The following is a 13,935-nucleotide window of genomic DNA, read 5'->3' on the forward strand; positions in this document are numbered from 1 at the left end:
TAACAGCCAGCAGGGGCGGCTTGAGCGCAGCGAAAGAACCGCCCCGAATCGGCTGGGCCGCAGGCAGGTAGGGAGGCAAAGCCGACCGGCCACCTGCCGTAGCGGCTTCCACGGGTTTGCTGATGGTGGGAGTGGTCAGGACCAACCAAAAACAAACAAACAAACGGCCAGGCGCTCACGCCTGGACCCGATCCGCCTGCCGCTCACGGCATGGCGGACCCCGCCCCGCTCACGCGGGCGGGACCTTTTGTGGTTTTTTGCTGTGGAGGACAGATGGAGCCTGAATTGACCAACGATCGTGCCCGGCGCGAGTGGCAGTGGTTATGCCGGGAGGTGGGCGAAACGGTAGCAAGGGCGGCGCTGGCCCGATTACCCGGAAAGCGTCGCCCATATCCCCTGAACGTCGCCCGCGTCCTCGGTATCGAACTGCCGCCTGAAAAGGACTTGCCGTCGCTGTTCGTTCCCGCAGATGAGGCAGACATCGACGTTGCAATGGCGCAGGTGCGAAGCGCATTGCACCCGCACCCGACGAATCAGAGGTAGCCTACGACTTCCCCGTCAGCTTCTAAAGTATCATGAACCGGCTCAGGCTCAGGCTCAGGCTTTGGCAGCGGCGGAAGACCAAAGAGCGCTCGATCATCGTCGCGCTTCAGACGCGAATCGATGGCAGACATGAATACATCTTTGTTCGCAAGGCCTTTTTCTATCATATCGAGGACGATTGCCCCGGCCAAAATTTTCCGGCGCGTATCATTCTTGCGATTCCGCTTCGCTTCGGCTGCCCGCTTCCGTGCCTCAATCTGCTTCTTTTTAGCTATGGCTTGATCTAGCTTGGCTTGCAGCGATTCGATTCGTTCGTCGATCTTCATGGGCTTCCTTCCTGGACAGATCGCCAATATCAACATTTTGCACAGATTCTGATTAGGCGTACAATCCCCGATTAGCACCCCAACCTCCCGACCGACCGAAGGGAGGGAAGGGCGCACTTAATGCAAACCCTGCGGGTTTGCAGTGCGGTCAGGGGCTTCGCCCCCGACACCCCCACAATACAAAACGAGGATACTTGGCGATCATGGCGTGGCGCAGGTTGAGCGAAGAACATGTTAGCCGATCCATCTACCTTCTAACCTTTGAAGGTAAGAGGGTATATGTCGGCCAGTCAGTCAAACCTGATAGACGCATCAAAGCCCATCGGCGGCAATGGCCTGAGCCCTTCACGCCGTTGGTTGTCACCACTTTGGTGACTGATGAACTTGGAATTCTCGACCTTGAGTATGCGTGGCGTTGGCGTGCGCATCTAAGCGGCTGGAATGTCATTAACCTAGAGGGTTTGATGTTCGATCTGTCGCTGATCAAGGAATCTGCGCGGCGGCAAGGTGAGAGGTTGACGTGGCCATTTTTCACCTGAGCGCAAAGCTCATCAGCCGAAAGACTGGCCGAAGCTCCACGGCGGCGGCGGCTTATCGTGCAGGCGTGAAGATCACAGATAAGCGCACCGGCGAGGTCCACGACTACACGCGGCGGCGTGGCGTCGAGTATAGCGCACTGATCATGCCGGAAGGATCAGACTGGAAGCCGGAACGCGCCGACCTTTGGAATGCCGTAGAAATTAAGAACAAAAGGGCAGATGCGCAGGTGGCGCGAGAGTTTGAAGTGGCTTTGCCACATGAACTCTCAAAAGACGAAAGCACGGCGCTTGCGCTTGAGTTCGCCCAGCACATCGCCAACACCTACGGCATCGCCGCAGACGTGGCGATACACGCACCCGGCAATGAGGGCGACGCCCGCAACCGCCATGCGCACATTCTCACCACCACAAACCGGATAGAAGGCCACGGCCTTGGGAACAAAGCGCGGGAGCTTGATCTGGTGGCGCACAACATGGCCGGAAATGTTGGCAAAGAAAACGCCATCGACCACTTACGCCAGCAGTGGGAAACATTAGCGAATGCCGCGCTTGAGCGGCACGGCCACAGGTCCCGTGTCGATCATCGAAGCCTCCGAGCGCAGGGCATCGACCGAGATCCACAGTGGCACTTCGGCCCAGCGGCAGTTGGCTATGAACGCAGGACCAGGGAGCAAAGCGATGTTCGCGCTCGATATGATGAGTACATCACAGAGCGCCTTCTATTAAACGGAGAACTGGACAGATCATTAAGTCTGCAAACTCAAGTTATCAATGGCCTAGCCATTGAACTTGACTTTGCAAACTTTGCGGAGTTTGCAAGACCTCACTTTTACCTTTCCACGGAGGAACTTTATGAACACAGAATTTCCAACGAGCTTACCTCAAAACGACGACAAATTGCCGGAGAAAACATTTTCTCCAACTTCCCAAGTTTTAATCAAAGCAGGGAAAACAGTATCTCCTCGAATTTGCTCAGTTTGTCCGGCTTCAGCTTGGATGAAAAACCAAGACAAAACTTTCACGGTGTTCTGTCATATGATGAATATAGAAATCGATCGGGTGGTACAAGACTGCGACGATTATCATCGAGCGGTAGCGATGCAAATGTTGAAACAAGAGAAATTGATGTAAGTATCAAGCTGTTCGAAGCGATCAGAGCGGAGAGCAAAACATACGAGAGCATATTTCACAAAACCAACAAAACAAAAAAGCTCAGTGAAATTGCTCTCTCTAAAATTTACCGAATTACAGATAAGAAAGCAGAGCGGCAGAAACGCATCGAGCAAGCCAGGGCGCAGCGCCATGCGCGGCGAGATGCCCAGGCGATCCAGGCCCGCTGGACTGCACGACGTGAGCGGCGCGAGGCGGAGCAGCGGCGCAAGCGCATCCTGGAACGTGCCCAGGCACGACACCAGGGGCGCAGCTTCGAGGACCGGGTACAGATTCGCAAGCGATGGATGCAACGCAAGCATGCCCGGCGCACCGCCGAACGGAATGCCATTACCGCCGCCGAGCAAAGGCCCGGTATCCGCCATCCGCAGCGGGAGCACTGGCAGGAGTACCGAGTGCGGATACTCACGGAAGCCTATAACCGGGACCTTGCCAAGGCTCTAGGGCGATGGGTCAAGGTCGAGCGGAAGCCGGAAGGCCTGCGCATCCACAACCGGCAGATGGACCTCACGGATTATGGTGACCGAATCGTGGCAGGGATGGGTGGCACGGAGCGAGAGATCGCAGCCCTGCTGGACATCGCCAAGGCCAAAGGCTGGCAACGACTGGACATTACCGGCAGCCCCGACTTCCGGGAAAAGCTGGGCCGGGCCGCCCTCGATGCCGGATTCACCCTGGCGGATGGGGACTTGCAAGCGCGTATCCAGGAACGGCAGCGACAGGAAGCGGCGAGGCGGGAGGCGATGCTGCGCAAACAAGCGCCGATCCTGGCGGAGTGGATGAAAGAGCATCCCAAGCGGGCGGCCATCCTGAAAGCGGCAGGGCGATGGTTGCCGGGTGCCCCCGCTGGAGTGGAGGACTGGAGCGGCAAGGCCTGGGAAGCCGCCGAAGCGTGGCGGATTGGACGCTACGGCACGGCGGAAGAACAGCAGCGTCTGCAAACCGAAGGGGCGCAGCTGCAGCGGGATTGTGTTGCCGATGGTCTGGATGTCGCCTGGCGGACTTGGGCGCAGAAAGGGCTTGGGCTGAGGATTGGTGCGGAGGCCCCTTCGGCGGTTCCTGGCGGTTTGTGCTGGCATCCCAAAGGGGAGATGACGCGGGCACGGGTCGAGGCCTTGGCGCAGAATATCCATGAAACCAAAGCCCGCTATGGCGTATCCCATCCCATAGTGGTGACGTTCGCCCCTTCAATCCCGGAAGAAAAGCGCGTCCTGGTCTATGAGCATCTGCTACGCAGTGGCCTGGAGGTGCAGAAGCCGGGCAACGAGCAAGGCAGGAAATCCTACGAGACGGCCCAAGAGCGCCTACGCACCCACAACGCTGACGGCACCGAGCAGCAATGGGTGATCGATCAGCGCGACCGGGAAGCGCAGGCCGCCAGGGAGGAGGCGGAGCGCGAGGCATGGAGGTGGGAGGTAAGAGCTAGATGGCGGGCGACCGAGCGGGAGGAAGAGCAGGCCAAGGCTAGAGAGGCAGAGGCCAGACGGCTGGCAGAGGAGAGGGCCAGACAAGAAGCCGAGCGACAGCGGCTCGATGCGTTGAGGCGTGCAGCAGAGTTGCTAGAGCGGTATGAGGACAAGCAGGCCAAGGCTAGAGAGGCAGAGGCCAGGCAGGAGCAGCCCAAGCCAGCACCACCTGCCTCTCCCTACACACCACCCACACCACCCACACCACCCAGGCGGCGGGGGCCTAGATGATGGACGCATCCCGACTCGCCGGATACCCGCGCTCCCCGTCTCCACCTTCCGGCACTCCTGCGGAGGCCTCCAGGCGGAGCCTCTCGCCCAGCGCGGCGCGGGCGCCCGCGTCCGGCTCGATCACCAGCCGTGCAGTGCTGGCGTTTCTGGTCTGCCAGTGGATCGAGGCTGGCTTGGCTTCTGTGCCCATAGCTGGCGACTGTGCAGGCCTCGGCGTTTCCAGACCTTTTGCGCCCTTCTGTCTTATGGGTCTGATTCACGGTTGGCCGGATAGCCTGTTTTTGCTTGTTTTACTACCCGCAGATGAGGGGCAGTTATGAGACAAATCAGTAACGTTGGTCAGGAACGGCCATTTGGCAGATTCGCCGTTCCAGGAGTAGATTCGCTGGATAGCCTGAAAACAACGGACATTGTCATGAATCAGAAACGACAATGCCCCGATTCCTTGAGAGCTTTTGCAGGGCATTCAGGAGATCGGGGCACTCGGACCAGACGAGGGGTCTGGGGCGATTATACCGTTACACGGAAACGCAAACCAACCCCCCGGTCCCGTCAGACAGACGCGAGCATCGGAGGGCAGCATGGCCGCCGTTAATCTTCTCCTGGCCCACGCCCCACGAAAGCCCTATTGCACCAATGACCTTGGCGCAGGCCTTCGCATCCGGCCCATAGAACTGGCCTTAGCCTACCGATACATGCAGCACAATCCGCCCGCGCAGGTCTGGACTATCGTGCTGGATGTGGATCGCCGTATCTGCGATCTGGAAAGCCTTGCCTATTGCTGGGAGACCAAAGACCCAGAGGGGCCGGTCCCGAACGCCATGGCGATCAACCGGGAGAACGGCCACGGCCACCTGTTCTATTTCCTCGAGGCGGGCGTTACCCGCACCCAGGCAGGCCGACAGGCTCCCTTGCAGCTTCTGGCCGCCGTAGAGCGCGGGCTATGCGTCAAGATGGATGCTGATCCCCGCTATGTCGGCTTGGTGTGCAAGAATCCGGCCCATACGGACTGGCTTGTCTGGTCCTTCCATGAGCAACTTTGGACCCTTGGCGAACTGGCCGAGTATCTGGACCTCGATGCGGCCAAGGCCCGGCGCTATGTCCCAGACACCCCGGAAGAAGCCTACCAAGAGGGCCGGAATGTGTTCCTGTTCCATACGGCCCGTAAATGGGCCTACAGCGCGATTAGGGACTATTGGGCACCCAATGGCTTACCCCAGTGGCAGGATGCGATTTTGGGGCATTTACGGGCCATTAACGGGCATTTTCCCGCGCCCCTCTATGAACCGGAACTCAGGGCCATTGCCAAGAGCATTGCCAAGTGGACTTGGCGGCGCATTACGCCCGCAGGCCTGCAAGACCTCATCGAGCGCACCCACACGCCAGAGCTACAGGCCGAGAGAGGCAGGCTTGGCGGGCTGGCAGCGACCAATCAGGTAGAGGCAGGAATCGCCAGCGGACAGGCCCGCAGGCGATCCAGAGAGCAGGACCGCGCTACCGCAAGGCTCTTGCGGGCGCAGGGACGTAGCTACCCGCAAATCGCGTCAGCGCTGGGAATAAGCCTTTCAACCGCATGGGAATGGTGTCAGTAGCCTTTCGGCGAACGAGCCTATATCAGATAACAGCCAGCAGGGGCGGCTTGAGCGCAGCGAAAGAACCGCCCCGAATCGGCTGGGCCGCAGGCAGGTAGGGAGGCAAAGCCGACCGGCCACCTGCCGTAGCGGCTTCCACGGGTTTGCTGATGGTGGGAGTGGTCAGGACCAACCAAAAACAAACAAACAAACGGCCAGGCGCTCACGCCTGGACCCGATCCGCCTGCCGCTCACGGCATGGCGGACCCCGCCCCGCTCACGCGGGCGGGACCTTTTGTGGTTTTTTGCTGTGGAGGACAGATGGAGCCTGAATTGACCAACGATCGTGCCCGGCGCGAGTGGCAGTGGTTATGCCGGGAGGTGGGCGAAACGGTAGCAAGGGCGGCGCTGGCCCGATTACCCGGAAAGCGTCGCCCATATCCCCTGAACGTCGCCCGCGTCCTCGGTATCGAACTGCCGCCTGAAAAGGACTTGCCGTCGCTGTTCGTTCCCGCAGATGAGGCAGACATCGACGTTGCAATGGCGCAGGTGCGAAGCGCATTGCACCCGCACCCGACGAATCAGAGGTAGCCTACGACTTCCCCGTCAGCTTCTAAAGTATCATGAACCGGCTCAGGCTCAGGCTCAGGCTTTGGCAGCGGCGGAAGACCAAAGAGCGCTCGATCATCGTCGCGCTTCAGACGCGAATCGATGGCAGACATGAATACATCTTTGTTCGCAAGGCCTTTTTCTATCATATCGAGGACGATTGCCCCGGCCAAAATTTTCCGGCGCGTATCATTCTTGCGATTCCGCTTCGCTTCGGCTGCCCGCTTCCGTGCCTCAATCTGCTTCTTTTTAGCTATGGCTTGATCTAGCTTGGCTTGCAGCGATTCGATTCGTTCGTCGATCTTCATGGGCTTCCTTCCTGGACAGATCGCCAATATCAACATTTTGCACAGATTCTGATTAGGCGTACAATCCCCGATTAGCACCCCAACCTCCCGACCGACCGAAGGGAGGGAAGGGCGCACTTAATGCAAACCCTGCGGGTTTGCAGTGCGGTCAGGGGCTTCGCCCCCGACACCCCCACAATACAAAACGAGGATACTTGGCGATCATGGCGTGGCGCAGGTTGAGCGAAGAACATGTTAGCCGATCCATCTACCTTCTAACCTTTGAAGGTAAGAGGGTATATGTCGGCCAGTCAGTCAAACCTGATAGACGCATCAAAGCCCATCGGCGGCAATGGCCTGAGCCCTTCACGCCGTTGGTTGTCACCACTTTGGTGACTGATGAACTTGGAATTCTCGACCTTGAGTATGCGTGGCGTTGGCGTGCGCATCTAAGCGGCTGGAATGTCATTAACCTAGAGGGTTTGATGTTCGATCTGTCGCTGATCAAGGAATCTGCGCGGCGGCAAGGTGAGAGGTTGACGTGGCCATTTTTCACCTGAGCGCAAAGCTCATCAGCCGAAAGACTGGCCGAAGCTCCACGGCGGCGGCGGCTTATCGTGCAGGCGTGAAGATCACAGATAAGCGCACCGGCGAGGTCCACGACTACACGCGGCGGCGTGGCGTCGAGTATAGCGCACTGATCATGCCGGAAGGATCAGACTGGAAGCCGGAACGCGCCGACCTTTGGAATGCCGTAGAAATTAAGAACAAAAGGGCAGATGCGCAGGTGGCGCGAGAGTTTGAAGTGGCTTTGCCACATGAACTCTCAAAAGACGAAAGCACGGCGCTTGCGCTTGAGTTCGCCCAGCACATCGCCAACACCTACGGCATCGCCGCAGACGTGGCGATACACGCACCCGGCAATGAGGGCGACGCCCGCAACCGCCATGCGCACATTCTCACCACCACAAACCGGATAGAAGGCCACGGCCTTGGGAACAAAGCGCGGGAGCTTGATCTGGTGGCGCACAACATGGCCGGAAATGTTGGCAAAGAAAACGCCATCGACCACTTACGCCAGCAGTGGGAAACATTAGCGAATGCCGCGCTTGAGCGGCACGGCCACAGGTCCCGTGTCGATCATCGAAGCCTCCGAGCGCAGGGCATCGACCGAGATCCACAGTGGCACTTCGGCCCAGCGGCAGTTGGCTATGAACGCAGGACCAGGGAGCAAAGCGATGTTCGCGCTCGATATGATGAGTACATCACAGAGCGCCTTCTATTAAACGGAGAACTGGACAGATCATTAAGTCTGCAAACTCAAGTTATCAATGGCCTAGCCATTGAACTTGACTTTGCAAACTTTGCGGAGTTTGCAAGACCTCACTTTTACCTTTCCACGGAGGAACTTTATGAACACAGAATTTCCAACGAGCTTACCTCAAAACGACGACAAATTGCCGGAGAAAACATTTTCTCCAACTTCCCAAGTTTTAATCAAAGCAGGGAAAACAGTATCTCCTCGAATTTGCTCAGTTTGTCCGGCTTCAGCTTGGATGAAAAACCAAGACAAAACTTTCACGGTGTTCTGTCATATGATGAATATAGAAATCGATCGGGTGGTACAAGACTGCGACGATTATCATCGAGCGGTAGCGATGCAAATGTTGAAACAAGAGAAATTGATGTAAGTATCAAGCTGTTCGAAGCGATCAGAGCGGAGAGCAAAACATACGAGAGCATATTTCACAAAACCAACAAAACAAAAAAGCTCAGTGAAATTGCTCTCTCTAAAATTTACCGAATTACAGATAAGAAAGCAGAGCGGCAGAAACGCATCGAGCAAGCCAGGGCGCAGCGCCATGCGCGGCGAGATGCCCAGGCGATCCAGGCCCGCTGGACTGCACGACGTGAGCGGCGCGAGGCGGAGCAGCGGCGCAAGCGCATCCTGGAACGTGCCCAGGCACGACACCAGGGGCGCAGCTTCGAGGACCGGGTACAGATTCGCAAGCGATGGATGCAACGCAAGCATGCCCGGCGCACCGCCGAACGGAATGCCATTACCGCCGCCGAGCAAAGGCCCGGTATCCGCCATCCGCAGCGGGAGCACTGGCAGGAGTACCGAGTGCGGATACTCACGGAAGCCTATAACCGGGACCTTGCCAAGGCTCTAGGGCGATGGGTCAAGGTCGAGCGGAAGCCGGAAGGCCTGCGCATCCACAACCGGCAGATGGACCTCACGGATTATGGTGACCGAATCGTGGCAGGGATGGGTGGCACGGAGCGAGAGATCGCAGCCCTGCTGGACATCGCCAAGGCCAAAGGCTGGCAACGACTGGACATTACCGGCAGCCCCGACTTCCGGGAAAAGCTGGGCCGGGCCGCCCTCGATGCCGGATTCACCCTGGCGGATGGGGACTTGCAAGCGCGTATCCAGGAACGGCAGCGACAGGAAGCGGCGAGGCGGGAGGCGATGCTGCGCAAACAAGCGCCGATCCTGGCGGAGTGGATGAAAGAGCATCCCAAGCGGGCGGCCATCCTGAAAGCGGCAGGGCGATGGTTGCCGGGTGCCCCCGCTGGAGTGGAGGACTGGAGCGGCAAGGCCTGGGAAGCCGCCGAAGCGTGGCGGATTGGACGCTACGGCACGGCGGAAGAACAGCAGCGTCTGCAAACCGAAGGGGCGCAGCTGCAGCGGGATTGTGTTGCCGATGGTCTGGATGTCGCCTGGCGGACTTGGGCGCAGAAAGGGCTTGGGCTGAGGATTGGTGCGGAGGCCCCTTCGGCGGTTCCTGGCGGTTTGTGCTGGCATCCCAAAGGGGAGATGACGCGGGCACGGGTCGAGGCCTTGGCGCAGAATATCCATGAAACCAAAGCCCGCTATGGCGTATCCCATCCCATAGTGGTGACGTTCGCCCCTTCAATCCCGGAAGAAAAGCGCGTCCTGGTCTATGAGCATCTGCTACGCAGTGGCCTGGAGGTGCAGAAGCCGGGCAACGAGCAAGGCAGGAAATCCTACGAGACGGCCCAAGAGCGCCTACGCACCCACAACGCTGACGGCACCGAGCAGCAATGGGTGATCGATCAGCGCGACCGGGAAGCGCAGGCCGCCAGGGAGGAGGCGGAGCGCGAGGCATGGAGGTGGGAGGTAAGAGCTAGATGGCGGGCGACCGAGCGGGAGGAAGAGCAGGCCAAGGCTAGAGAGGCAGAGGCCAGACGGCTGGCAGAGGAGAGGGCCAGACAAGAAGCCGAGCGACAGCGGCTCGATGCGTTGAGGCGTGCAGCAGAGTTGCTAGAGCGGTATGAGGACAAGCAGGCCAAGGCTAGAGAGGCAGAGGCCAGGCAGGAGCAGCCCAAGCCAGCACCACCTGCCTCTCCCTACACACCACCCACACCACCCACACCACCCAGGCGGCGGGGGCCTAGATGATGGACGCATCCCGACTCGCCGGATACCCGCGCTCCCCGTCTCCACCTTCCGGCACTCCTGCGGAGGCCTCCAGGCGGAGCCTCTCGCCCAGCGCGGCGCGGGCGCCCGCGTCCGGCTCGATCACCAGCCGTGCAGTGCTGGCGTTTCTGGTCTGCCAGTGGATCGAGGCTGGCTTGGCTTCTGTGCCCATAGCTGGCGACTGTGCAGGCCTCGGCGTTTCCAGACCTTTTGCGCCCTTCTGTCTTATGGGTCTGATTCACGGTTGGCCGGATAGCCTGTTTTTGCTTGTTTTACTACCCGCAGATGAGGGGCAGTTATGAGACAAATCAGTAACGTTGGTCAGGAACGGCCATTTGGCAGATTCGCCGTTCCAGGAGTAGATTCGCTGGATAGCCTGAAAACAACGGACATTGTCATGAATCAGAAACGACAATGCCCCGATTCCTTGAGAGCTTTTGCAGGGCATTCAGGAGATCGGGGCACTCGGACCAGACGAGGGGTCTGGGGCGATTATACCGTTACACGGAAACGCAAACCAACCCCCCGGTCCCGTCAGACAGACGCGAGCATCGGAGGGCAGCATGGCCGCCGTTAATCTTCTCCTGGCCCACGCCCCACGAAAGCCCTATTGCACCAATGACCTTGGCGCAGGCCTTCGCATCCGGCCCATAGAACTGGCCTTAGCCTACCGATACATGCAGCACAATCCGCCCGCGCAGGTCTGGACTATCGTGCTGGATGTGGATCGCCGTATCTGCGATCTGGAAAGCCTTGCCTATTGCTGGGAGACCAAAGACCCAGAGGGGCCGGTCCCGAACGCCATGGCGATCAACCGGGAGAACGGCCACGGCCACCTGTTCTATTTCCTCGAGGCGGGCGTTACCCGCACCCAGGCAGGCCGACAGGCTCCCTTGCAGCTTCTGGCCGCCGTAGAGCGCGGGCTATGCGTCAAGATGGATGCTGATCCCCGCTATGTCGGCTTGGTGTGCAAGAATCCGGCCCATACGGACTGGCTTGTCTGGTCCTTCCATGAGCAACTTTGGACCCTTGGCGAACTGGCCGAGTATCTGGACCTCGATGCGGCCAAGGCCCGGCGCTATGTCCCAGACACCCCGGAAGAAGCCTACCAAGAGGGCCGGAATGTGTTCCTGTTCCATACGGCCCGTAAATGGGCCTACAGCGCGATTAGGGACTATTGGGCACCCAATGGCTTACCCCAGTGGCAGGATGCGATTTTGGGGCATTTACGGGCCATTAACGGGCATTTTCCCGCGCCCCTCTATGAACCGGAACTCAGGGCCATTGCCAAGAGCATTGCCAAGTGGACTTGGCGGCGCATTACGCCCGCAGGCCTGCAAGACCTCATCGAGCGCACCCACACGCCGGAGCTACAGCGGGAGAGGGGCAGGAGGGCCACCAATCAGGCAGATGCAGGCCGTATGGCGACCAACCAAGCAGAGGCTGGAATCGCCAGCGGACAGGCCCGCAGACAATCCAGAGAGCAGGAACGCGCTACTGCAAAGATCTTACGGGCGCATGGCTACAGCTACCGAGAGATCGCGCAGGAGCTAGACGTGCCTATGTGGACGATCCGCGATTGGGTGGCGGGTGTGCGGTGAACGGCGGCCTATATCAGATAACAGCCAGCAGGGGCGGCTTGAGCGCAGCGAAAGAACCGCCCCGAATCAGCTGGGCCGCAGGCAGGTAGGGAGGCAAAGCCGACCGGCCACCTGCCGTAGCGGCTTCCACGGGTTTGCCGATGGTGGGAGCGGCCAGGACCAACCAAAAACAAACAAACAAACGGCCAGGCGCTCACGCCTGGACCCGATCCGCCAGCCGCTCACGCGGGCGGGACCTTTTGGGGTTTTTTGCTGTGGAGGACAGATGGAGCCTGAATTGACCAACAACCGTGCCCGGCGAGAGTGGCAATGGCTTTGCTCGCAGGTAGGCGAAACGGTAGCAAGGGCAGCGCTGGCCCGGTTGCCCGGAAAGCGTCGCCCATATCCCCTGAACATAGCCCGCGTCCTCGGTATCGAACTGCCGCCTGAAAAGGACTTGCCGCCGCTATTCGTGGAAGCCGCGCCAGAAGACATCGATGTTGCAGTGGAGCAGATACGCAATACCTTAAACCGGCGCGTATGAGCGGGTGCTATGCCGTGCTAGAAATCGCGCCTATACCGATCTAGCGATTAGATATGATGCGTCATATTTAATCGCTAGATTTGATATTACCGTCATATAAATGATTCGAGCTTCCCGACATCACAAACTCCTTATTTCTGAATCCAGCAGTATTCCGCTCCGCTAGGCTCGATATGGCAGCTTGCGATCGTGTTAGGCGCGATCACATGATCGACCGAATCCAGCCAGAGATAGGTCAATAGACCACCGACCACGATAAGAGCCAGGGCTATGGCACCGCCGATGATGGACCAGAGGGCGCGGTTGTCATCGACCTTGGTCTTGAAAATTTTGTTAGCCGTCTCTGTCACCGTCTCATAAGTGCGCTCTTTGACCTGATCGATGACATCATTCTGGATTCTTTTCACTACGGTTTTCATGAGGTCTTGTTGCGTCAGCAAGGCTTTATTCATGTGTGCAAGCGCGTTTTCGGTGTATTGATTCACGCTGGCGATTTGGTTCGCCCACAGTTCTATGAGGCGCTCATTAGTCTTGCTGACAGCTTCATCGGTCTGATGAGCGATCTCGGCAGCGAGAGTCACGCTCCGTTGCTTGAAAAGCGACAGCACGTCTCTCTCTGCTTGCTGGACGCTCCGCAAGAGCATCGAGGGCACCTTTTCGACAGCATCCTGCGTCGTCTTGGAATGCTCGAGACTGGCCTCCAGCAACCCTAGATTGACTTGCGCTGCAAGAACGAAAAGCCAAAGAGGGTCATCTTCCCCGATGTCGTGCTGGCGGGCCAAAGCGGCCAGCTTGGCCACTTGTGAAGCCGGAACGGATTGCAACGCATGTTCCATAGCGCTTCTCTGTTCATTAGCCATGACCGTCTCACTTAGTCGCTGAAATCACAGATTGGAAAAACGCACTGGGTAATACACTTTTTCAACCAACTGGCGAGCATCGTGCGATTGATCGCTGGTAGGGGTGAACCCGCACTCGCCAAGCGGGCCATTGTCCAGCCCTTGTATGCTGGATCAGACAAGGTATCTCGCACGGCTCCCGCAACCCGTGCCGCCAATTCCGGCATCTCGGCTTCCATGCCACCTGAATCCAACCAAGCCTGCCGATACTGCGGTTTCTGGAACCATGAGAAACGGGAATCGCTCGATCCCTCATGTCGATTGATGATCGCTACCTTTTTATCCGCTAACTGGCAAATTCGGGACTGTGTAGCCATGATCGCGCTAACGTCCTCCGTTCCCAGTAGCCAGCCGATTCCGATTTCATAGCCAAGCTCATGTGCTACGTCTGCTATGATTTCCGCATTCTCCTCCAATGACTCATACGAGTTCGGCGGAGAATTGATGACGATAAAATCATAGTCGATTTGCTCTACGTGCTCGAAAAGTTGTGAAACAGCATCGGCAGCATCCGCGCCAGACTTTGCCAGACTCAGCCTTATCGCTTGGCAATCTGGAACATTTGTATATCGTGCAGCAACATCACTAAGCTCCACATCGCCGGAGCGCGGGTCAGCATCCACCACGGCAATTTTTTTGCCAGAGTTTATTGCAGCTTCTACGACAATGCTGGCAAAAGTGGACTTGCCAACGCCGCCTTTTTCCCCATGACTGATAATCAAGTG

The 13,935-nt window shown here is 58.4% G+C and carries 15 protein-coding genes and 2 pseudogenes; 13 read left to right on the forward strand and 4 right to left on the reverse strand.

Annotated elements, in window-relative coordinates; genetic code table 11:
• Window positions 1-273: 273 nt before the first annotated feature.
• Window positions 274-543 carry a hypothetical protein gene (locus RTI30_RS07940; protein ID WP_312283590.1) on the forward strand — a complete coding sequence of 90 codons (270 nt, stop codon included), beginning with the start codon at window positions 274-276 and terminating at the stop codon, window positions 541-543.
• Here the strand turns inward: RTI30_RS07940 and RTI30_RS07945 are convergent.
• Window positions 534-869, reverse strand: a complete 336-nt coding sequence (locus RTI30_RS07945) for a mobilization protein (RefSeq protein ID WP_312283591.1) — start codon at window positions 867-869, stop codon at window positions 534-536. The genes RTI30_RS07940 and RTI30_RS07945 overlap by 10 nt on opposite strands.
• A 194-nt stretch (window positions 870-1,063) precedes the next feature.
• Here RTI30_RS07945 and RTI30_RS07950 point away from each other — a divergent pair, with 194 nt between their 5' ends.
• The 6 genes and pseudogenes from RTI30_RS07950 to RTI30_RS07975 all read left to right on the forward strand — a co-directional run bounded on the left by RTI30_RS07950 (window position 1,064) and on the right by RTI30_RS07975 (window position 6,437).
• The gene (locus tag RTI30_RS07950) at window positions 1,064-1,408 is read left to right on the forward strand and encodes a GIY-YIG nuclease family protein (protein WP_312283592.1); all 345 of its coding nucleotides are present in this window, start codon (window positions 1,064-1,066) and stop codon (window positions 1,406-1,408) included.
• A pseudogene (gene mobQ / locus RTI30_RS14305) lies at window positions 1,390-2,010 on the forward strand (MobQ family relaxase); the annotation flags it as partial. The gene RTI30_RS07950 and the pseudogene mobQ (RTI30_RS14305), both read left to right, overlap by 19 nt.
• Window positions 2,011-2,260: 250 nt before the next feature.
• The gene (locus RTI30_RS07960) at window positions 2,261-2,539 is read left to right on the forward strand and encodes a hypothetical protein (RefSeq protein ID WP_312283594.1); all 279 of its coding nucleotides are present in this window, start codon (window positions 2,261-2,263) and stop codon (window positions 2,537-2,539) included.
• A gap of 326 nt (window positions 2,540-2,865) precedes the next feature.
• Window positions 2,866-4,275 carry an LPD7 domain-containing protein gene (locus tag RTI30_RS07965; RefSeq protein ID WP_312283595.1) on the forward strand — a complete coding sequence of 470 codons (1,410 nt, stop codon included), beginning with the start codon at window positions 2,866-2,868 and terminating at the stop codon, window positions 4,273-4,275.
• 581 nt (window positions 4,276-4,856) lie between these two features.
• Window positions 4,857-5,867: a replication initiation protein gene (locus RTI30_RS07970; protein WP_312283596.1), complete on the forward strand. Its 1,011-nt coding sequence runs from the start codon at window positions 4,857-4,859 to the stop codon at window positions 5,865-5,867.
• A 300-nt stretch (window positions 5,868-6,167) separates the two neighbouring features.
• Entirely contained in the window at window positions 6,168-6,437 is a 270-nt protein-coding gene (locus RTI30_RS07975; RefSeq protein WP_312283590.1) for a hypothetical protein, read from the forward strand.
• Here the strand turns inward: RTI30_RS07975 and RTI30_RS07980 are convergent.
• Window positions 6,428-6,763, reverse strand: a complete 336-nt coding sequence (locus tag RTI30_RS07980; RefSeq protein WP_312283591.1) for a mobilization protein — start codon at window positions 6,761-6,763, stop codon at window positions 6,428-6,430. The genes RTI30_RS07975 and RTI30_RS07980 overlap by 10 nt on opposite strands.
• Before the next feature lie 194 nt (window positions 6,764-6,957).
• Between RTI30_RS07980 and RTI30_RS07985 the strand changes: the two genes are divergently transcribed.
• The 6 genes and pseudogenes from RTI30_RS07985 (at window position 6,958) to RTI30_RS08010 (ending at window position 12,311) form a co-directional block, all read left to right on the forward strand.
• On the forward strand, window positions 6,958-7,302 hold the full coding sequence (locus RTI30_RS07985; protein WP_312283592.1) for a GIY-YIG nuclease family protein: 345 nt from the start codon (window positions 6,958-6,960) through the stop codon (window positions 7,300-7,302).
• A pseudogene (mobQ, locus tag RTI30_RS14310) lies at window positions 7,284-7,904 on the forward strand (MobQ family relaxase); the annotation flags it as partial. The gene RTI30_RS07985 and the pseudogene mobQ (RTI30_RS14310), both read left to right, overlap by 19 nt.
• A gap of 250 nt (window positions 7,905-8,154) precedes the next feature.
• Window positions 8,155-8,433: a hypothetical protein gene (locus RTI30_RS07995; protein WP_312283594.1), complete on the forward strand. Its 279-nt coding sequence runs from the start codon at window positions 8,155-8,157 to the stop codon at window positions 8,431-8,433.
• 326 nt (window positions 8,434-8,759) lie between these two features.
• On the forward strand, window positions 8,760-10,169 hold the full coding sequence (locus RTI30_RS08000; protein WP_312283595.1) for an LPD7 domain-containing protein: 1,410 nt from the start codon (window positions 8,760-8,762) through the stop codon (window positions 10,167-10,169).
• A 581-nt stretch (window positions 10,170-10,750) separates the two neighbouring features.
• Window positions 10,751-11,788, forward strand: coding sequence for a replication initiation protein (locus RTI30_RS08005; protein WP_312283597.1), 1,038 nt, complete (start codon window positions 10,751-10,753; stop codon window positions 11,786-11,788).
• Window positions 11,789-12,053: 265 nt separating this feature from the next.
• Window positions 12,054-12,311: a hypothetical protein gene (locus RTI30_RS08010; RefSeq protein ID WP_312283598.1), complete on the forward strand. Its 258-nt coding sequence runs from the start codon at window positions 12,054-12,056 to the stop codon at window positions 12,309-12,311.
• A gap of 131 nt (window positions 12,312-12,442) precedes the next feature.
• Here RTI30_RS08010 and RTI30_RS08015 read toward each other — a convergent pair whose 3' ends face one another.
• Both RTI30_RS08015 and RTI30_RS08020 read right to left on the reverse strand, forming a co-directional pair.
• Window positions 12,443-13,171 carry a hypothetical protein gene (locus RTI30_RS08015; protein ID WP_312283599.1) on the reverse strand — a complete coding sequence of 243 codons (729 nt, stop codon included), beginning with the start codon at window positions 13,169-13,171 and terminating at the stop codon, window positions 12,443-12,445.
• An 11-nt stretch (window positions 13,172-13,182) separates the two neighbouring features.
• Window positions 13,183-13,935: ParA family protein (locus RTI30_RS08020; RefSeq protein ID WP_312283600.1), on the reverse strand; the 753-nt coding region annotated here is incomplete at its 5' end.

It is taken from the genome of Candidatus Igneacidithiobacillus taiwanensis (assembly GCF_031962545.1).
Lineage (GTDB): Bacteria > Pseudomonadota > Gammaproteobacteria > Acidithiobacillales > Acidithiobacillaceae > Igneacidithiobacillus > Igneacidithiobacillus taiwanensis.